The sequence below is a fragment of the Rhodococcus sp. NPDC056506 genome (genome assembly GCF_042794945.1).
In the GTDB taxonomy this organism is placed as follows: Bacteria; Actinomycetota; Actinomycetes; order Mycobacteriales; family Mycobacteriaceae; genus Rhodococcus_F.
Window position 1 is genome coordinate 38,528 of record NZ_JBHTSW010000037.1, and the last position, 20,258, is coordinate 58,785.

The window sequence follows — 20,258 nt, forward strand, 5'->3', positions numbered from 1 at the left end:
CCCGCAGATGAAAGGCCATTCCGTGAGCGAGAACGATCGCGATTACATCCAGAGCATCGAGCGTGGATTTGCTGTGCTGACGGCCTTCGACGAGAAGAACCCCAACCCGTCGCTCGCCGATCTTGCCGCCGAAACGGGTCTCTCCCGCCCAGCCGTCCGGCGCATCCTCCTCACGCTGCAGAAGCTCGGATACGTCACCGGTAACAACAGTCGGTGGTCGCTCACCCCACGCGTTCTGAGCATCGGGCAGCACTTCTCGGCATCACATGCCTTGACGGAGGCGGCGCTCCCTCGTCTGCTGGAGATCGCAGAACACACCCACGAGTCGGCGTCGCTCGGGGTGCTCGACGGCGTCGACGTGGTCTACGCCGCGCGTGTACCCGTCCGGCGGATCATGAGCATCAACGTCAGCGTCGGCACCAGAGTGCCTGCATATGCCACCTCCATGGGTCGGGCCCTGCTAGCTTGGGCGCCAACCGAAATCGTCGACAACGTCATCGCGAACTCCACGTTCGACGCCCTCACGCCCACCACGATCACCGACGAAGGCGCATTCCATACCGCCCTTCGGGTGGTGCGCGAGCAGGGATACGCGCTCACGTCCGAGGAACTGGAAGACGGCCTGATTTCCCTCGCCGCCCCCGTCCGCGACGCCGGCGGAAGCGTCGTCGGAGTAACAGCGTGCTCGACCTCGGCCGGACGAACAACCCCGGAAGCCTTCCGCGCCGACGTCGCGCCTTTCCTCGTCGAGAAGGCAAACCAACTCAGCGCGGACATGGGTTACCGAAGCTAGCGCCTCAACACCTCGGAAGGCAGCAATCCGTACTTACGCCGAAAGGAAGACGCGAACCGTCCGGTGTGCGTAAAACCCCATCTCACAGCGACATCGGTGACCGTCGTCGAGTCGTCGGCATCCACCAGATCTGCATGGACCCGCTCGAGACGGATGTCGAGCAGGCACTCCGACGGACTCCGGCCCACGTACTGCCGAAACCCCTCCTGCAATCTCCGTACGCTGACGCCCGCCACCTCGGCCATCTCCGCTGCGGTCCACACGCGGGCCGGGTCGTCGTGCATCTCGTCCAGCACACGCTTGACGATGCGTGGCCTGGCGTTGCTCACCGCGTCCTCGCTTTCAGGCATTGCAGCAAGGACGAATGCCGTGACCACGGCGCCGGAGAGCTGACCTGCCACCAGTTCGTTGTGCAGCACGCCGGCCGGGCCGAGTATCTGATCCGACAGTGAGCGAACAAATTTCAGCCATCTGGCCCCGTCGTCTCCCCGAAGATCCACCTGATCAGGCAAGTGCATTCCGGGTCGACCGAGGACCTTTTCCATCTCGCGGTCGAGGTACTGACGGTCCATCCGGACTCCGACGATCTCGCAGTCCGCACTCCACCGCGTGATTCTTGTGGTGATGTCGGGCGGACATACCGTCGCAACCCCCTGCGTCGAGAGCACGTGGGAGCCCGCGAACACCGACTCCAGCTCACCCGAGAGCGGGATGTTCACCCCATAGGCGCCGGGATGATCGGATTCGACGGCGACGTCTGCTCCCCACCGAATATGAGCGATCCGCAGCGGACCCAACTCGGTGGTGCACACCCCGACTCCACTGGCCGCATGCCGCGACAACGGCGTCAGCGTGTGCGGAAAATAGGCGTCCGAAACCGCATGACACGCCTCGTCCCAGTCGCGGGGAGCTGTACCGATCATGGAGTCGACCATCGTCCTTCTTCACCTTCCAAACCCGTGACCAGCCACAGTGCCGAGCAAGGGCGCTGAACATCATTGAACACTGTGTCCCCGGTCACTTCCAAGAGAAAACGGGTACGGGCCGCGATCGGGTGCGCAATCCGGATAGCCACCGCGCTGTACGGATCGACCGAAGGCTGCGCCCGCCGTACGTTCGTCTTCACTCCCGGCGCGAGTCGCCCACTACTTCCCTCCCGCACTTCGCGGCACTCTCACTCAACCGCCATCCGACAAGGAGGTCCGGTCATGGAACAAAATCAGCTTCGAGGAATCTTCGGTCAATTCGCGAGCGGCGTCACCGTCATCACCTGTACCAATGCCGACGGTCAACCGCACGGAGCCACCGTCACCGCATTCACGGCCATTTCCCTGGAACCACGGCTGTGCCAGATCACGATGACTCGCAAGTCCAAGGCGTGCGGCTACCTCGGCAACGCGCCGTTTGCCGTCAACATCCTTGCCTCCGACCAAGTGGACACGGCCATGCATTTTGCCGGCCGACCGCAGCGCACCGAACCGAGGTGGATCGACGGACCGACCGCTCCCCTGCTCGACGGCGCCGCAGCAACCATCTCGTGTATCCCGTGGAGGGAGTACGACGGCGGTGACCACATCATCTTCATCGGCGAGATCGTCGACGCGCAGTCGAGTGGCAAGGATCCGCTTCTGTTCTACCGAAGCACTTTTCACGATCTAGGCGCTACCTCGTCGACCACAGTCTGGAATGGAAGTCAGGACGACCCCCACAGCGGCTGGTTCGACGCCACCACTTCGTTCACCCCGATTCATCTTCAGCCCGCACCCCAAACGATCTGAAAGGCTTTGCCATGACGACCACCGAAATCCCTCCCACCGGCGTCGACCCCGCAGATTCCGGAGCGCCACAGGTCAATCCGGCCGCCGACTGTGAAGCCAACCGCACGAAGAACTTCGCCACTCGACCGATGACCGGTGACGAGTACATCTCGAGCCTGCAGGACGGTCGCGAGATCTGGCTTCACGGTGATCGCGTCAAGGACGTCACGACGCACCCCGCGTTCCGGAATCCGATCCGCATGACCGCAAGGCTTTACGACGCTCTGCATACGGGCGAACACGTGGATGCCTTGACCGTTCCGACGGACACGGGCAACGGCGGTGTCACCATGCCGTTCTTCCGCACTCCGACGTCGTCGGCTGATCTGCTCAAGGAACGCGACGCCATCGCGACGTGGGCACGTATGACCTACGGCTGGATGGGCCGCTCCCCCGACTACAAGGCAAGTTTCCTGGGAACCCTCCACGCCAACAAGGAGTTGTACGCACCGTTCCAGGACAACGCCGAACGCTGGTACCGCGAATCGCAGGAGAAGGTTCTGTACTGGAACCACGCGATCATCAATCCCCCGGTGGATCGCCAACTTCCACCAGACGAGGTCGGCGACGTCTTCATGAAGGTGGAGAAGGAAACCGACGCAGGTTTGATCGTCAGCGGCGCGAAGGTGGTTGCCACCGGCTCGGCGATCACCAACTACAACTTCATCGCTCACTACGGCCTGCCGATCAAGAAGAAGCAGTTCGCCCTGATCTGCACGGTGCCGATGGACGCGCCGGGTGTGAAGCTGATCTGCCGCACCTCGTACACCGAACATGCTGCGGTGATGGGCAGTCCATTCGACTACCCGCTGTCGAGTCGCATGGACGAGAACGACACCATCTTCGTCTTCGACAAGGTGCTGGTTCCGTGGGAGAACGTCTTCATGTACGGCGACGTCGACCGGATCAACGCATTCTTCCCTCAGTCGGGATTCCTGCCGCGCTTCACCTTTCAGGGCTGCACTCGCCTGGCCGTCAAGCTCGACTTCATCGCCGGACTGTTGATGAAGGCACTCGAAGCCACCGGCGCGGGCGGCTTCCGCGGAGTTCAGACCCGTGTCGGTGAAGTAATCGGGTGGCGAAACCTCTTCTGGTCGTTGACCGAATCGATGGCACGTGATCCCGAACAGTGGGTCGGCGATTCGGTGATACCGAAGCTCGAGTACGGCCTCACCTATCGAATGTTCATGATCCAGGGGTACCCGCGGATCAAGGAGATCATCGAGCAGGACGTGGCGTCGGGCCTGATCTACCTGCCTTCGAGTTCACTCGACTTCAAGAGCCCGGACGTGCGTCCGTACCTCGACAAGTACGTTCGCGGTTCCGACGGCATCACCGCCGTAGACCGCGTGAAAGTCATGAAGGCGCTGTGGGATTCGATCGGCACCGAGTTCGGCGGTCGCCACGAACTCTACGAACGCAATTACTCCGGCAATCACGAAAACGTCAAGGCGGAACTGCTGTTCGCAGCCCAGAATCGCGGGCACGCCAGTTCCATGAAGGGACTGGCCGAGCAGTGCCTGAGTGAATACGACCTCGACGGCTGGACGGTTCCTGACCTCATCGGCAACGACGACGTCTCCTTCTTCAAGAACCGGTAGCCCACTCGGTGGGTAGGGCGGACTCGCGATGTCGAGTCCGCCCTGGTCGTCGTCTTCAGCAGGCATGGCCCATCAGCAGAATTCGACGAACACTGCACCCTTGGTCAGGACTAGGCAATTGCCTAGTGTGACCCGAGACACACGATGTGAAGGTGAATTCAGTACCGGACGCAGCCCCGTCCGGAAAGCGGGTCCCACCGATTTTGTCCGACAGCCTCGGATTTCTCGGTCGGCGCCCACTCTTATCTGGAGGACACCCATGACGGATATGTTGGACGCTGCCCGCGGCACCGACCAGTTCGCAAACATCCGCGCTGCCCTCGACGACGCGCTCGTCGAGGACCCGGAGACCGGCCGCTACCAGGTACGGCGCAGTGTCTTCACGGACGAGCAACTGTTCGAACTCGAGATGACGCATATCTTCGAGGGCAATTGGATTTACCTCGCGCACGAGAGCCAGATCCCGAACGTCGGCGACTACTTCACCACCTACATGGGCCGTCAGCCCATCGTGATCACGCGCAACAAGGACGGCGAATTAGGTGCGCTGATCAACGCATGCAGCCACCGCGGTGCGATGCTCTGTCGCCGTAAGACCGACAACCGAACCACCTTCACCTGCCCGTTCCACGGCTGGACCTTCAACAACAGCGGAAAGCTCCTCAAGGCCAAGGACGCTCGCACCGGCGGCTATCCGGAACAGTTCAACAAAGACGGCTCACACGACCTGACCAAGGTGGCGCGGTTCGAGAACTATCGCGGCTTCCTCTTCGGCAGCCTCAACCCCGACGTACTTCCACTCGAAGAGCACCTCGGTGACACCACGAAGGTCATCGACATGATCGTCGATCAATCACCCGACGGACTCGAAGTCCTGCGCGGCGCTTCCACTTACACCTACGACGGCAACTGGAAGCTGCAGACCGAGAACGGCGCTGACGGCTATCACGTGTCCTCGACGCACTGGAACTACGCTGCTACCACCGCTCGCCGCACCGCCGGTGAATCGTCCAACGAGACCAAAGCAATGGATGCCGGCACCTGGGGCAAGCAGGGCGGTGGATACTTCTCCTACGACTACGGCCACCTCCTGCTCTGGATGTGGTGGGGCAATCCCGAGGACCGTCCACTGTTCGAACGCAAAGCGGAGCTGGAAGCTCAATTCGGTTCCAAGAAAGCCGAATTCATGGTCGGTGCGTCGAGGAACCTCTGCCTGTACCCGAACGTCTACCTCATGGATCAGTTCAGCAGCCAGATCCGGCACTTCCGTCCGATCTCCGTGGACCAGACCGAAGTCACCATCTACTGCATCGCGCCCAAGGGAGAGAGCGCCGAAGCGCGCAGCAACCGCATCCGTCAGTACGAGGACTTCTTCAATGCCAGCGGTATGGCCACCCCGGACGATCTCGAGGAGTTCCGTTCCTGCCAGAAGACCTACCAGGCAGCCGGCGCCCCGTGGAACGACCTCAGCCGTGGTGTCACACACCAGATTCCCGGTCCGAACGACGTCGCGAAGGATCTCGGCATGAATCGCGTGCTCTCGAGCGGAGCCAAGACCGAGGACGAAGGCTTGTATCCCATTCAGCACGGATACTGGCGCGACGCCATGCTTGCGGCCGTAGATGCCGAGCAAGCCGCTTCTGCCCGGACCAACTGAGGATGTCGATCACCATGACACTAGCAACAGCCAACACCGTCACCCTCGAATCCGTGCAGCAGTTCCTCTACCGCGAAGCCCGCTATCTGGACGATCGTGAATTCGAGAAGTGGATCGAGTGCTACCACCCCGATTCCGAGTACTGGATGCCCGCCTGGGCCGACGACGGCGAGCTGACCACGGACCCGCACGCGGAGATCTCGCTCATCTACTACCCGAATCGCGGCGGTATCGAGGATCGCGTGTTCCGAATCAGGACTGACCGTTCCAGCGCGACAAGCCTTCCCGAGCCCCGCACCGGTCACAACATCACCAACGTGGAAGTGATCGAAGAACGCGGCTTCGTCGTCGACGTCCGCTTCAATTGGTTCACGCTGTACTTCCGCTACAACACCGTCGACACCTACTTCGGCACCTCGCACTACACGATCGACTTCTCGGGCGAGCAGCCGTTGATCATGAAGAAGAAGGTAGTCCTCAAGAACGACTACATCCATCACGTGGTCGACATCTACCACTTCTGACACGACTTCTCTTCGAATCGAGATGTTTCCCATGAGCATTCAAGCTGCGCCGACCTTTCAAGTAGCCCTGAGTTTCGAAGACGGCATCACCCGCTTCGTCGAATGCAACACCGACGAGACCGTCGCGGACGCGTCGTACCGCGCGCGAATCAACATTCCGCTCGACTGCCGCGACGGAGCTTGCGGCACCTGCAAGTCACTCTGTGAGTCAGGCACTTTCGATGCCGGCGACTACATCGAGGAGGCCCTCACGGACGGCGAGGCCGAGCAGGGCTACTGCCTTCCGTGCCAGATGGTGCCGGAATCTGATCTCGTGCTGCAGATTCCCACCACGTCGGCGGTCGCCAAGACCACTGCCGGTTCGTACACGTCCACGATCACCGAGATCATTCGCCATTCGGATTCGACTGTGGGTTTCACCGTCGAAGTCGACAACCGCGCAGATCTGGTCTTCCTGCCCGGTCAGTACGTGAACATCCTAGTTCCCGGAACCGAAGCGACGCGGTCGTACTCGTTCAGCACCGGCCCCGAGGTCGAGTCGGCGTCGTTCCTGGTCAAGATCACCCCGGGTGGTCTGATGTCCGAGTATCTCAGTCAGCGTGCGCAGGTAGGTGACACTCTCGAACTGACCGGACCGATGGGTAGCTTCTTCCTCCGGTCAGGTCAACGGAGAGCCCTACTGCTTGCCGGCGGAACCGGCTTGGCCCCGCTGCTCTCCATACTGGAGAAGATGCGTACCGAAAGCTCCACTCGGCCCGTTCATCTGGTCTACGGCGTCAGCTCCGACACAGATCTCGTCGAACTCGACAAACTGCACGACTACGCGGAGTCTCTACCCCAGTTCACCTTCGACTACTGCGTATCCGATCCCGACAGCACCGCACCGAACAAGGGCTATGTCACGGGCTTGATCGAGCCCGATCACCTCGACGACGGCAACGTGGACGTCTACCTGTGCGGCCCGCCGCCGATGGTCGAAGCCGTACGTCTGCACTTCAAGGACGTCTCGATCACACCCACGAACTTCTACTTCGAAAAGTTCAACAACGCGGCAGCACCCGCTGATTCACCGGCAGCCTCGGCCGAAGAATCAGCTGCCGACACGTACGAGATCGGTGAAGAACATCTGCCGGTCGCGGAGTCGGACGCACAGTTCGACGCTCGGATGGCACTCGAACTCGGAGCAATGGAACTCACGATCGGCCGCCTCACTCCGGCACAGTTGACGGAGTACCGCATTCTGGCGGAGAACTCGGCTACTTCCATCGACCGCGATCACTTCACGGACGCAGCGGCATTCACCGAAACCAATGCCTTGTTCCACGACTTCCTCTTCCGCTGCACCGGAAACGAAGTGCTGCTGCAGGCATACCACCGTCTCGAGGTCACACAACTGATGAACCGAGTGCTCCGCACCGCCGATTGGGTGGACGAACATGTCGCGGAGGATCACTCACGTATCGTGCGTGCATTCGAGCAGAATGATCGCGCCGCGGCCCGTGATCTGATCGTCCAGCACAGCGAACACGCCAAGTCGACGATGCACCGCGCCATCACTGACGCTCGGGAAAGTGTGGCGTCGTGAGCACGAGATTCTTCGCCGGCCGGTTCGACGACCGGGTCGTGGTCGTCACCGGAGCGGCTCAGGGGATCGGACGCAGCGTTGCCGAAAGAGTTTCCGCAGAAGGTGGTTCCGTCGCGCTTGTGGATCGAGCCGAACTGGTTCACGACATCGCGACACCGTTGGAACGTTCCCATTCGGTGACCGCGGATCTCGAGACATTCGAAGGTGCCCAGCATGCAATAGATTCCGCATTGGAGCACTTCGGACGCATCGACGTCCTGGTCAACAACGTCGGCGGCACCATCTGGGCCAAACCCTACGAGCACTACACGCCGCAGCAGGTACAAGCCGAGATCACACGATCGCTGTTCCCCACGCTCTGGACGTGCCGTGCGGTACTGCCCCATCTGATCGAGCAGGCGAGCGGCACCATCGTCAACGTCTCCTCGGTCGCCACCCGCGGCGTCAACCGTGTTCCCTACGCGGCGGCCAAGGGCGGAGTCAGCGCGATCACCGCTGCACTGGCGATGGAAGTCGCGCAGTACGGAATACGCGTCGTGGCAACCGCTCCCGGCGGAACCGAGGCGCCACCACGGGTCGTGGCACGCGGACCGGGCGCCGAGACCGACGAGGAGAAGGCCTGGTACCAGCAGATCGTCGACCAGACCGTCGACTCGTCGCTGCTCAAGCGTTACGGCACCCTGGACGAACAGGCTGCTGCTATCACTTTCCTTGCCTCCGAAGAGGCTTCGTATGTCACCGGAACGGTTCTGCCCGTCGCCGGTGGCGACCTCGGCTGAATCCAGCCTCCCCCGATTCCTGATCTCTCGAACGGAGATTCGCCATGTCCTCGATCGAACGTGGTTCCTGGGCCAGTGCCCGCCATCGCTCGTCAGTGTTGTGGGTGGTCACCATCGCCGCCATTGCCATTCTGTTCGACGGATACGACCTGGTCGTCTACGGCACGATCCTGCCGGTGCTCATGGACGACCCCAGCCACATCGGCACCTTGACCGCATCTCAGGCCGGTGCGTTGGGTTCGTATGCACTTGTCGGAGTGATGGTCGGCGCACTGACATGTGGAGCGATCGGCGATCACTTCGGTCGCCGAAAGATGATGCTGATCAACATCATCTGGTTCTCGGTCGGAATGGCACTCGCAGCGTTCGCCACCAGCATCACCACCTTCGGTCTGCTGCGGTTCTTCACCGGCATCGGCGTCGGTGGGCTCGTCGCCACCGCCGGAGCCATGATTGCCGAGTTCGCGCCGCCGGGACGCCGCAATCTGTTCAACGCCATCGTCTACAGCGGTGTCCCGGCCGGTGGCGTCATGGCTTCCGTCCTGGCGATCGTTCTCCGCGATTCCATCGGATGGCGCGGACTGTTTCTCATCGGCGCGCTGCCGTTGGTGTTCCTGTTCCCACTCGCCTGGTTCAAACTGCCGGAGTCTCCCGCGTGGCTCATTGCTCGCGGACGTGTCGAGGAAGCTCGCGCCATTTCCTCGAAGACTGGAATTCCGTTGCCTGTCGGTGCAGATCGACCCAACGATGCCGTAGCCGAGAAGGTCGGCTTCCGAGCGTTGGCGAGCAGACAATACGTCTGGGGCACCGCGCTTCTCGGCCTCATGAGCTTCGCCGGCCTCCTCCTGACCTACGGACTCAACACCTGGCTGCCCAAGATCATGGAAAACGCGGGATACAACGCGAAGGGTTCGCTCTCGTTCCTGTTGGTACTCAACGGCGGTGCCATCATCGGTGGACTTCTCGCCTCCAAGATCGCGGACGTCACCGGTCCGCAACGGGTTGTCGCCACCACCTTCGGCCTGGCTGCACTCGCCCTGCTGCTGTTCACATTCGGGTTCCCCCTTCCCGTACTCCTCGCCTCCGTTGCCATCGCGGGTGTCGGCACCATCGGTACTCAGGTCCTGATCTACGGATTCGTGTCCAACTACTATTCGACGGCCGCTCGGGCCGCAGGTGTTGCGTGGTGCGCCGGATTCGGACGTCTGGGCGGGATATTCGGGCCACTGATCGGCGGAAGTTTGATCAGCGCCGGAATCAGTTCCGAATCGGCGTTCTACGTCTTCGCCGGCATCGCGGTGCTGGGCGCCATCGTCACCTTCTTCGTGCCGAAGCAAGCACCCGACCTGGGTGCCACTGCACTTCGATCCGATGGAGACCGTGCCGAAAAGGAAACCCGTGGTGAGCCCGGCGTTACGGTAGTCGGGTGACACTTCGTGACCTGTTGCTCGGCCGAGAACGCGAGCTCGCCGTTCTCGGCCGAGCCTTGGCCGCGGCAGAGACAGGAGTGCCGACTCTCGTGCTGGTCGAGGGCGATGCCGGTAGCGGTAAGTCCACTCTCGTCGACCGGTTCGCCGAAATCTCTTCCGCTCATACGCTCCGCCGCGCTCGTGGGCTGGAGTGGGAATCGCACACTGCCTTCGGAGTGATCGATCAACTACTCGAACGTCCGGTTTCCAACTCGGACCCGGTCGCCGTTGCACACGAGATCGTCGACGCAGCGGAGCAACTGACCCTGATCGTCGTCGACGATGCCCATCACAGCGATGTCAGCTCACTTCAGGCAATCACCTCCGCCCTCCATCGAGGCCGAACGGCACCACTGCTGTTCGTCCTCGTCGCCGAGGAAACGCCGTTCCTGCGCGAGGATGTCAGGCAGATTCTCGACCTGCACTGGTCGACGCGATTGCACATCAGCCCGATCGACGCACCCGTCATCATCGACATAGCGCGCATGCGAAGCGGAATCGACCTCAGCTCCGGCGTCGCGCTTGCCCTTCAGGACTTCACCGCGGGCAACACACTCGACATCGTCTCGCTTCTCGACGAGCTGCCACCTACCTATTGGACCCAGTGGCACCGAACTTTGCCCGTCCCTCGCCATCGTGCAGTGTCGATCGCCGCCGCCCTCGCTATGTGTTCGGCGGGAGCACGAACGTTGATCGAAGCCGCAGCAGTTGTCGGGCGCAGCACGACGTTGTCGCATCTTGCTCAGCTAGCCGAAATCGACGACGTGGTCGGCGCCTTGGACAGCGCCTTTGCCAGCGGCCTCCTTTCTGTCCACGAGCAGCGCGGCAGCACCGAGGTGTCACTGAGCGGTCCGATGGTGACAGCCGCCGTGCACGCGGCGTTGGGACCCGCACACTTGCATCTCCTGCACACTCGAGCAGCCGAGATCGCTTGGGGAGAAGGTGAACGGCTTTTCCACCTTGCCGCTGCCAGCACCACCCACGACGAGGACCTCGCCGCCGAACTCGTTGCGTACGCATCACTACGAGCATCCGACGGCGCGTGGTCGGAAGTCGCCGATGCCATGATCACGGCAAGCCGTCTCACCACGGCCCGAACCGAACACGAGGACCGACTGCTCCGCGGAGTCGACGCGCTGACCGGATCGGGTGACATCCCCCGGGCCATGGTCTTCGTGCCGGAGATCGAGAGTATTTCGCGCGGGCCTCTCCGCGACGCCGTTCTCGGCTACCTCGCCATTCATCGGGGGCGACCGACCGAGGCCGCCGATCTTCTGACCAGAGCGTGGGACAGCTGCAGCGTGGATCGTGAGCCAGGCACCGCTGCGATGATCGCCCAACGAATGGTCCTTCATTCTCTGGCTCGACTCGATGGCACGGCCCTCGTCGAGTGGGTTGACCGCGCAGTCGAATTGGTAGGTCCTTCTGACCCCGCAGCAGTGGAGTCCGAAGCGATCAAGGGTCTCGGGCTCGGCGCTACCGGAAGAACCGAGAATGCGCTCGCGGCATACGACGAACTGTCCGATCGCGTCCGCCCCGGAGCCCAAGCACAGCGCTTCCAGATGGGACGCGGATGGCTCGAGCTTGCTTTGGATCACCCGGAGTCCGCCAGACGTGACCTCGAAAGTGCTGTGTCCACAGAGTTTTCCAGTGGTTCGGCAAGAATCTCGCTGTGGGCACAGGCCTGGCTCGCCCGCACTCAATTCGCGCTCGGAGCCTGGGACGAAGCGCTCTCGACCGTCGACGGCGCCGGGGCCGAGGTGGATCGGTTCGAGATCGAGATCATCCGACCGTTGGTCCACTGGTCGGGAGCACAGATCCACGCTCTGCGCGGCAACTGGGAACTGGCCCGTGACCACGTGCGACGCGCGTACGCCGGCGTTCACGCCTACGAAATCATGTATGTTCCTGCACTTCTCGCCAGAGCGCAGGTTGCCGAGGCCGCCGCCGACTACGCCGAAGTCCTGGTCGCGCTGGCTCCGCTCACCTCGAGCAAGGCGCAACAATGGCTCGACGAGCCAGGCTTCTGGCCGTGGGTCGATCTCTACGCCAATGCATTGGTCATGGTCGGGCGAGTCGATGATGCCGACGCCTTTCTACAACCACACGAGCAGACCGCACGACGTCGTGAGCACCGCTCAGCTGCGGCACGTCTCTGCTACGTTCGCGGCCGGATCCACGGCGCACGGGGCGAACTAGACTCGGCAAGAGAAAGTTTCGATGCTGCACTTCTCGGCATCGAGACGCTGCCGCTCCCCTACGACCGAGCCCGAATCAATTTTGCCTACGGCCAAACTCTCCGCCGGGCGGGGAAACGCGCAGAGGCCGACGTCGTCCTCCGGGCCGCCCGCGAGCTGTACCACTCGTTGGGCGCCGCTACTTACGTCGAGCGCTGCGAGCGCGAACTCCGCGCGGGAGGGTTGAACCTCTCGCGGACGGAGAAGGGAATCACCGACCTGACCCCGCAAGAGCGAGCCGTCGCCGACCTTGTCGCAGCGGGCAAGTCCAACAAGGAAGCTGCCGGCGAATTGTTCCTCTCCGTCAAGACCATTCAATATCACCTCACGCGCGCGTACGCGAAGCTCGGACTGCGATCACGGAGCGAACTCGCGGCTTTGTTCCGCGACCGGGGGCTTTCGGATCCGCATCAGGAGAACTGAGAACATGTCGGACACTGCGACGACCACGCCCGTTCGCGTCGTCACCGAGCCACTACCCCTCCCGCTCTACGGCCCGAAGCGGGTCTTACGCGACTTCGGCGGAACGTCCGTCGCCAACGGAATCATCGGCATCGTCTTCTCTGCCACCGGGCCGGTAGCAGTCATTCTCGCCGCGGGGTTGGCGGGTGGACTGAGTCAAGCTCAATTGGCCTCTTGGCTTTTCGGTGCCTTCTTCGTCAACGGCATTCTGACCATCACGGCTTCCTGGCTGTACCGGCAGCCGCTGGCCTTCTTCTGGACGATTCCCGGAACCGTAGTCGTCGGAGCGTCGTTGGAGCATCTGCCGTGGGAGCAAGTGCTCGGAGCGTGCTTCGCGACCGGCGGCCTGATCTTGTTGTTGGGATTGACCGGGTGGGTCACACCGATCATGGCCACCTTACCCATGCCCATCGTAATGGCAATGGTGGCAGGAGTTTTCCTTCATTTCGGAACCGATTTGGTCGAAGCGCCCGCCCACGACGCGGTGATCGCACTGCCGATGATCGCCACCTTTGTCGCCCTGAGCGTGTTCGCCAAGTTGGGAAGATTCGTTCCGCCCGTTCTCGGCGCGTTGATCGTCGGCGTAGTCGTGATACTCGCGACCGGAAGATTCAACTCCGCCGGCGACGCTCATGAGTGGCTGGCGCATCCGATGCTGACCACACCAACCTGGTCTTGGCAGGCGATGATCGAACTGGTTGTACCGCTGACGATCACAGTCGTCGTCGTGCAGAACGGCCAAGGAATCGCAGTCCTCCGAGCAGCGGGTCATCAACCGCCGATCGGGACAGCAACGGTTGCCTGCGGCGTGTTCTCTCTCGTGAACGCGGCGGTGGGTTGTGTGTCGACGTGCCTGACCGGGCCGACGAACGCATTGCTCACGGCGTCGGGAGAGCGGACACGCCAGTACACCGCCGGAATCTTCTGCGGCTTACTCGCCGTCGTCTTCGGACTGTTCGCCCCGACGTTCGTCGCGATGATGTTGGGAACTCCGATGGCGTTCATCGTCACTCTTGGTGGTCTGGCCATGCTCAAGGCCTTACAGGGAGCCTTCGTCACCGCATTCGGCGGGAAATTCACCTTCGGCGCTTTGATCGCGTTTCTCGTGACGATCTCCGACATCGAACTACTCAATATCGGCGCCGCTTTCTGGGGACTCGTGTTCGGGGTCATCGTCTCGCGCTTGCTCGAGCGTGGTGACTACACCTGACATGCGAACATTCGCATACACGACTTTGACAATCATTTACATTAAGCAGTAGATCTATACCCATGCACCTCAACACCCGCATGTCGCGGCGCCTCACCCTTGCCACATCAGTAGGCCTCTCGCTCGCCCTCGTTACGGGCTGCTCGTCCGACAACAAGGACTCCGCCCAGTCCGAAACCACGACCACGACGTCGGCCGCACCAACCGAACAGGCCTCGGCAACACCACGTCTCGCCGTGTCGTACGACGGCGGCGTCCTGGTGCTGGATGCAACCTCCCTCGACGTGGTCGGCGAGACCGAGATCGACGGCTTTACGCGACTCAACCCGGCCGGCGACGGTCGCCATGTCATGATCTCTGCCGGCGAAGCGTTCAAGGTGCTCGACACCGGCACGTGGTCTTCGGCCCACGGTGACCATTCTCATTACTACACAGCCGATCCCGCGATGTCCGAGGTCGAGTTCGCAGCCAACGAGCCCGGACACGTCGTGCGCCATGCCGGAAAGACAGTCCTCTTCAACGACGGCTCGGGACTGGTCGAGATCTTCGACCCGATTCAACTGGCAAAACGTCAACCTCGCGTCGAGACGTACACCACCCCGGAACCCCATCACGGTGTTGCCGTCGCACTTGCCGACGGAAGCCTGTTGACGACAATCGGAAATTCGGAGTCCCGCAACGGCATAGCTGTCCTCGATGCCGACCGCAAGGAAATCCTGCGCAACGAACAGTGCCCCGGTGTCCACGGCGAAGCAGTCGCTGCCGGCGAAGCCATCGTGCTGGGCTGCCAGGACGGGTTGCTCGTGTACAAGAACGGAGCGATCACCAAGGTCCAGAGTCCGGATGCATACGGCCGCATCGGAAATCAGGCAGGCTCGGAGGAGTCGGATATCGTGCTGGGTGACTACAAGACTGACAAGGACGCCGAACTCGAACGTCCGCAACGGGTCTCGCTGACCAACACGACGACGTCCGAACTCAAGCTCGTCGACCTCGGCACCAGCTACACCTTCCGCTCACTCGGCCGCGGACCACACGGAGAGGCACTGGTGCTCGGCACCGACGGCGCCATCCACGTCATCGACCCGAACACCGGCGTCGTCACCAAGAAGATCGCCGTCATAGACGCATGGACCGAGCCCACCAAATGGCAAGAGCCCAGGCCCGCGCTCTTCGTAGAAGATCACACCGCTTACGTCACCGATCCAGCGTCGAAGAAGCTGATCGCAGTCGACCTCGAGGACGGCAGCATCCTGACCGAGACCACTCTCGATCACGCCCCCAACGAATTGACCGGTGTCACCGGCTGATTCAGATCCTCACCTCAGGCCCCCATCTCACACCGAGATGAGGGCCTGAGCCGTTCTCGTGCTTCGCCTACTGACCAGGGCATCTCATACCCAGGCAGTCCTCGAGGTGCTACGACGCGCGCCTCAGAGAATCGAAGCCGTTGTCGCCAGCTCTGCTGGAGCTGAGCAATGAGCAGGACCACGATTGACCGCGGCACAAGTCAGCATGGAATAACTCCGTGTGGAGGTTCGTTGGAGATGGTGTCGGTGTTCGGTTCTTTGCCCCGGGTACCACCCCAGAATTGCCACTTCGAGTGGCCGCTTGCCGAGAGGCGCAAGACGGGCACCGACGCGTTGGAGCCGCTGGACACCTTTCGGTGCCAGCGGCTTTGTCGTCTGAATGATCAGGCCGGGTTTTCGCCGGCAGCGACGTCGAGGATCCACGTCACCCCGAACGCATCGGTGAGCATGCCGAAACCGGGGCTCCACGCCGCCGCGGCAAGACCCTCGATGATCGATGCACCAGCAGAGAGTTTGGCCCAGTAGTTCTGCACCTCTTCGAGGGTTTCGCCGCGAACCGAGACGAAGAACGGTTGGTCGGTGATCGTGGTGCCGTTCTCGCGGTGTGTCGAGCCTGCGTTGCCGACCGAGCCGCCCGACTGTCCTGGGATGTCGTATGCCATCACGCAGAATCCGTCCGCTGTCTCCACCTGGCCGAACACGACGTTCTCAGCGCCGGGCACCTCCTTGGGCATCCCGAAGTCGCCGTAGGTTGCGATCGTGACCTGGCCACCGAAGACGGACTGGTAGAACTCCAGAGCCGCGCGGGCGTCTCCGCGGAAGTTGAGGTGGGTCGTTGTCTTGATGCTCATGTCTGCTCCTAGTACGAACGTCGCCCGGGTTTTCCCTGACAACGTCGACTCTCACAGCCGTATAGGACTGTTTTCGTCCTAGACTCGTCGTAGTCTCACGACATGGCGACCACCACTCGGCTCTTGAATCTGCTGTCCCTCTTGCAGACCAGACGCGACTGGCCGGGCGCCCTACTCGCCGAGCGGCTCGACATCAGCCACCGCACGGTCCGCCGCGACATCGACCGGCTCCGGGAGATGGGTTACAGCATTGCGGCGACCATGGGCCCGGACGGCGGATACCGACTCGACGCCGGCAGCGAGCTACCACCCCTGCTGTTCGACGACGATCAGGTCATCGCCTTGGCAGTCGCTCTGCAGGCGGCGACGCTAACCGGCGTCGGCATCGAAGAGGACGCAGTGCGTGCGCTGACCACCTTGCGGCAAGTGATGCCGTCGCGTCTGCGCCATCGCCTCGACGCACTCACGTTCACCACGATTTCGACCGATTCCAGCGACGCAGACTCGGTGTCCCCTGAGGTGCTCGTAGCGATTTCCGCAGCGGTGCGCGCTCGCGAGGTGCTCCGCTTCGACTACTCGAACGGCCTCTCAACTGACAACATCGAAATAACACCCCCACGCCGCGTGGAGCCACATCATCTGGTGACCTCCAAGCGTCGCTGGTACCTCGTCGCGTGGGATCTCGAGCGAGACGACTGGCGAATCTTCCGCGCCGATCGCATCACTCCACGCACCCCGAACGGCCCGCGGTTCACACCGAAGGAAATCCCCGGCGGCGACGTCAGCGAATACGTGGCCGCGCGCTTCAAAGGATCGGAACATATCAACAAATGGCCGTGCCACGGCAAGGTCGTTCTCCATCGACCAGCCAGTTATGTTCTTCCCTTTGTCGAGGACGGCATCGTCGAAGATCTTGGACCCGAGCAGTGCAGTCTCGAAGCCGGATCATGGTCTTGGACGGCGCTGGCAGCCTCCTTCAACCGATTCGACACCGACATCGATGTCGTCGGCCCGGCAGAACTTACCCACGCTTTCGCACAACTCGCCGCCCGCAACGCCGCGACTGCTGCGAGCTAGTCAGGCGTCTCGAATGAGATCCAGGTCTCCAACACAACCGTGCGCCCGCGGGTTCGTGATAGCTTTCAAGTCCTCAGAGGACCTGAGGACTTGAAGACCTGAACGAAGGGATGCCCAAGGAGATGAAGAAGGGGCAAGTTGCATTTCTCACCGGCACACACGTCGTGAACGATCTGTATCAGGGGGCTGTGCCTGCACTACTGCCATTCATGATGCTCGAACGCGGATATTCCTACTCCGCCGTCGCCGGAATCACGCTCGCAGCGACCGGCCTATCCAGTGTCGTGCAACCCGCATTCGGCATGCTGGTCGATCGAAAGAGCCGAAATTGGCTGGTACCCACGGGTTTTGTGACGGCCGCAGCAGGAATTGTCGTGGCAGCGATGAGCACCACATACATCGTTACTTGGCTGGCAATTGCCGTGGCAGGCATCGGCATCGCCGCATACCATCCGCCCGCCACAAATTTGGCACGCGCGGCTGGAGGTCATTCGCAGAAAGCCATGAGCGTGTTCTCCGTGGGCGGCACGTTGGGCGCCTCGCTGGCACCACCGTTTGTCACGCTCGTCGTTGGCTCACTCGGATTGTCCGGCGGCTACCTACTCGCAGTTCCTGCAGTGGTGGCGGCTATTTGGTGGATGGTCGCCCAGTCGCGATCGATCAACACGGGTGAGGCCGAGTCAGCCCAGTCACTGAGTGCGCAACTGGCAGCGAACGGTCCCGTGTCAGACGATTGGCGCTCGTTCACCCGACTCGTGCTGGTAACGGTCTGTTGGTCGATTCCGTACGTGACCACACTGTCGTTGGTCTCGCCGTACGTGCTCAACGGACTGAACGGATCGTCCTCGAGTGCCGCAATCGTGTTGTCCTCCTTCACATTGGCAGGAGCGGCCGGAACGCTACTGGGTGGAGTCCTCGCGGACCGTCGTGGTCGACGCGCATCCATCCGACTCGGCTACCTGCTTGCGGTACCTTCACTGGCACTGCTCGCTGCCGCCCCGCACGTTGCGATTGCCGAACTGGGAATCGTCTGCCTCGGATTCGCGATGTTCCTGCCCTTCGCGCCACAGGTGACGTTGGCTCAGGACTACCTACCGAATCGCCCCGGTACAGCAAGTGGGGTGACGCTCGGACTCGCGATGTCCGTGGGAGGCATCGCATCTCCGCTGTTCGGCTACCTGGCAGATCACTTCGGACCGCGCATGGCGATCGGGGCGACAACTGCAGTGCTGTTCGTCGGCGCCGTCATCGCATTCACCTTGCGCGATCGACGCCTCGACCCGGAAGACGAGACGGAGCGCGAACTGGACGTCATCGCCCTTCGATAAACCAAAAGACGGCCCCGTAGTCTGAAGATTCATCGGAGGACATGAAGTATTACTCGGTGAGCCGCTCCATTGCGGTTCACCGAGTCAGTCAGGAGCAGTCACATGGCAGTGCGCCAGGTCAAGCAGCAGTCGCTTGTACAGAAAGCCGCAGACGAACTTGCGCGCCTCATCGGCGACGGCGAGTGGCCGGTCGGGACGAAAATCCCGAACGAGCAGGATCTGAGCACACTCCTCGGAGTCGGGCGTTCGACCGGCAGGGAAGCCGTGCGTGCACTGATCGCGTCGGGACAGCTCTACTCTCATCAAGGATCCGGCACCTACGTCATGTCCTCGACTCCGGTCACAGAACTCGAGCGAGAACTCAAACGCTCGGACCGCCGCGAAGTCTACGAAGTACGCAGACTTCTGGAGGTGGAAGCGGGCCGTCTGGCTGCCATGCGTCGGACCTCTGCCGACGTCGACCTGTTACGAGCAGCACTCGAAGCCCGTGAAAATGCCTCGACACCAACAGAATTCGTCGACGCCGACATGGAACTACATCGCGCCGTGGTGAATGCAGCACACAACGGCGTGTTGTCGATGGTGTTCGACTCATTCATCGAAACGCTCCGAAACTCGGCCCTGGACGTGATCACCGACGTCACGGCACGAAACCCCCAATCCATCGACGACGAAGCCGCTGCCCACCGAGATCTGGTGGAAGCAATCGTCGCGGGTGATGCCGACGCTGCCAGCGCGGCAACGCGCAGGAACATGGACGGGCTCGACTGACCCTCTCTATCGTTGTCAGGCATGACGTCCACATCGCTCCCTCCACGGGGTCTCCGGATCGGTCTGTCCGCCATCGCGTGGCTAAACCTGCTCTCTGCGCTCGTAGGAATGGCGGGCCTGACGATCGGCGGCGGGATGGGCCTGCCTCCGGAGTGGATCGAGGGAACCGTCTTTCCTTCCTATTTCTGGCCCGGAATCCTCCTCGGCGTTGTCGTCGGAGGCATCCAAGCCGCCGCGCTCTTCGCTCAGCACAACAGGTTCCGCCTGACGTGGGGCCTGCACGCGGCCGCCGGCCTGACCATGATGATCTGGATCTTCGTCGAGATCGCCATCGTTCTCGCCTGGTCGCCGCTGCAAGGCATCTTCTTCACCACCGGACTCGTCCAGACGATCCTCGCCGTCCTTGCACTCGGCGCCTGGCCCCGCCCCTTCCTTCAACGAACCGAAAATTGACGGAATCTGCTCTCGAACAACAGAATCGCTACGGCCGGGCCCACCTCACCTTCCCAAAAAAGCGCTTGACTCGAAAGTTTGTTCGAGTAAGATGGGGGGTGGAACGGGGGGTTCTCATGACGATCAACATCACCGACGGTGCTGTCACTGGCAATGATGCTGTCGCCGACGTGGTCAACAGCTCCGCCGTGGGTGTGCGCGCACGATTGTGGCGGCTGCACCCCACCGACGTCCGCGAGATCGCCATCGCTGCATCAGCGGAAATCCTTCGCCTGGAAGCCATTCGAGTAGCCGCCCTCGACACCTTGACGTTGAACCCAGACGAACAAGTGCT

Annotated in this window: 17 protein-coding genes and 1 pseudogene; 16 read left to right on the forward strand and 2 right to left on the reverse strand. The window is 62.0% G+C overall.

All coding sequences use genetic code 11. The features are described from left to right. Nucleotides 1–22: 22 nt before the first annotated feature. Entirely contained in the window at nucleotides 23–793 is a 771-nt protein-coding gene (locus ACFQ6H_RS23425) for an IclR family transcriptional regulator (RefSeq protein WP_378447374.1), read from the forward strand. On the opposite strand, the gene ACFQ6H_RS23430 is transcribed toward ACFQ6H_RS23425, so the two are convergent. Continuing rightward, nucleotides 790–1,728: an AraC family transcriptional regulator gene (locus ACFQ6H_RS23430; protein WP_378530995.1), complete on the reverse strand. Its 939-nt coding sequence runs from the start codon at nucleotides 1,726–1,728 to the stop codon at nucleotides 790–792. The two genes, ACFQ6H_RS23425 and ACFQ6H_RS23430, sit on opposite strands and share 4 nt — an antisense overlap. Nucleotides 1,729–2,001: 273 nt before the next feature. Here ACFQ6H_RS23430 and ACFQ6H_RS23435 point away from each other — a divergent pair, with 273 nt between their 5' ends. The 10 genes from ACFQ6H_RS23435 to aztD all read left to right on the forward strand — a co-directional run bounded on the left by ACFQ6H_RS23435 (nucleotide 2,002) and on the right by aztD (nucleotide 15,444). Continuing rightward, nucleotides 2,002–2,571 carry a flavin reductase family protein gene (locus ACFQ6H_RS23435; protein WP_378648895.1) on the forward strand — a complete coding sequence of 190 codons (570 nt, stop codon included), beginning with the start codon at nucleotides 2,002–2,004 and terminating at the stop codon, nucleotides 2,569–2,571. Nucleotides 2,572–2,582: 11 nt separating this feature from the next. Then, nucleotides 2,583–4,211, forward strand: a complete 1,629-nt coding sequence (locus ACFQ6H_RS23440) for a 4-hydroxyphenylacetate 3-hydroxylase family protein (protein ID WP_003939685.1) — start codon at nucleotides 2,583–2,585, stop codon at nucleotides 4,209–4,211. A gap of 259 nt (nucleotides 4,212–4,470) precedes the next feature. After that, nucleotides 4,471–5,868, forward strand: a complete 1,398-nt coding sequence (gene benA, locus ACFQ6H_RS23445) for a benzoate 1,2-dioxygenase large subunit (RefSeq protein ID WP_378648897.1) — start codon at nucleotides 4,471–4,473, stop codon at nucleotides 5,866–5,868. A 14-nt stretch (nucleotides 5,869–5,882) separates the two neighbouring features. Beyond that, the gene (gene benB, locus ACFQ6H_RS23450; protein ID WP_378648899.1) at nucleotides 5,883–6,392 is read left to right on the forward strand and encodes a benzoate 1,2-dioxygenase small subunit; all 510 of its coding nucleotides are present in this window, start codon (nucleotides 5,883–5,885) and stop codon (nucleotides 6,390–6,392) included. Nucleotides 6,393–6,423: 31 nt separating this feature from the next. Then, a complete protein-coding gene (benC, locus tag ACFQ6H_RS23455) occupies nucleotides 6,424–7,977 on the forward strand; it encodes a benzoate 1,2-dioxygenase electron transfer component BenC (RefSeq protein ID WP_378648901.1) in 1,554 nt (517 codons plus the stop codon). Next, the gene (locus tag ACFQ6H_RS23460) at nucleotides 7,974–8,756 is read left to right on the forward strand and encodes a 1,6-dihydroxycyclohexa-2,4-diene-1-carboxylate dehydrogenase (protein ID WP_378648903.1); all 783 of its coding nucleotides are present in this window, start codon (nucleotides 7,974–7,976) and stop codon (nucleotides 8,754–8,756) included. The genes benC and ACFQ6H_RS23460 overlap by 4 nt, the downstream gene beginning before the upstream one ends. A 44-nt stretch (nucleotides 8,757–8,800) precedes the next feature. Then, nucleotides 8,801–10,186 (forward strand): MFS transporter, encoded by a 1,386-nt coding sequence (locus ACFQ6H_RS23465; protein ID WP_378648905.1) that lies wholly within the window; start codon nucleotides 8,801–8,803, stop codon nucleotides 10,184–10,186. After that, the gene (locus ACFQ6H_RS23470; protein ID WP_378648907.1) at nucleotides 10,183–12,885 is read left to right on the forward strand and encodes a LuxR C-terminal-related transcriptional regulator; all 2,703 of its coding nucleotides are present in this window, start codon (nucleotides 10,183–10,185) and stop codon (nucleotides 12,883–12,885) included. The genes ACFQ6H_RS23465 and ACFQ6H_RS23470 overlap by 4 nt, the downstream gene beginning before the upstream one ends. Nucleotides 12,886–12,889: 4 nt before the next feature. After that, nucleotides 12,890–14,134: a benzoate/H(+) symporter BenE family transporter gene (locus ACFQ6H_RS23475; RefSeq protein ID WP_378648909.1), complete on the forward strand. Its 1,245-nt coding sequence runs from the start codon at nucleotides 12,890–12,892 to the stop codon at nucleotides 14,132–14,134. A 62-nt stretch (nucleotides 14,135–14,196) separates the two neighbouring features. Next, a complete protein-coding gene (gene aztD, locus ACFQ6H_RS23480) occupies nucleotides 14,197–15,444 on the forward strand; it encodes a zinc metallochaperone AztD (RefSeq protein WP_378447384.1) in 1,248 nt (415 codons plus the stop codon). Nucleotides 15,445–15,827: 383 nt separating this feature from the next. Here the strand turns inward: aztD and ACFQ6H_RS23485 are convergent, their stop codons facing one another. Continuing rightward, nucleotides 15,828–16,295, reverse strand: a complete 468-nt coding sequence (locus ACFQ6H_RS23485) for a VOC family protein (protein ID WP_378648911.1) — start codon at nucleotides 16,293–16,295, stop codon at nucleotides 15,828–15,830. A 102-nt stretch (nucleotides 16,296–16,397) separates the two neighbouring features. Between ACFQ6H_RS23485 and ACFQ6H_RS23490 the strand changes: the two genes are divergently transcribed. From ACFQ6H_RS23490 to ACFQ6H_RS23510, 5 genes and pseudogenes are all read left to right on the forward strand, one after another. After that, on the forward strand, nucleotides 16,398–17,372 hold the full coding sequence (locus ACFQ6H_RS23490) for a helix-turn-helix transcriptional regulator (RefSeq protein ID WP_378648913.1): 975 nt from the start codon (nucleotides 16,398–16,400) through the stop codon (nucleotides 17,370–17,372). Nucleotides 17,373–17,494: 122 nt separating this feature from the next. Beyond that, nucleotides 17,495–18,700, forward strand: coding sequence for an MFS transporter (locus ACFQ6H_RS23495; RefSeq protein WP_378542083.1), 1,206 nt, complete (start codon nucleotides 17,495–17,497; stop codon nucleotides 18,698–18,700). 102 nt (nucleotides 18,701–18,802) lie between these two features. Further along, nucleotides 18,803–19,471 (forward strand): FadR/GntR family transcriptional regulator, encoded by a 669-nt coding sequence (locus tag ACFQ6H_RS23500; protein WP_378648915.1) that lies wholly within the window; start codon nucleotides 18,803–18,805, stop codon nucleotides 19,469–19,471. Nucleotides 19,472–19,492: 21 nt separating this feature from the next. Then, nucleotides 19,493–19,924 carry a hypothetical protein gene (locus tag ACFQ6H_RS23505; protein ID WP_378628367.1) on the forward strand — a complete coding sequence of 144 codons (432 nt, stop codon included), beginning with the start codon at nucleotides 19,493–19,495 and terminating at the stop codon, nucleotides 19,922–19,924. Nucleotides 19,925–20,040: 116 nt separating this feature from the next. Then, nucleotides 20,041–20,258: pseudogene (locus ACFQ6H_RS23510) on the forward strand (HNH endonuclease); the annotation flags it as partial.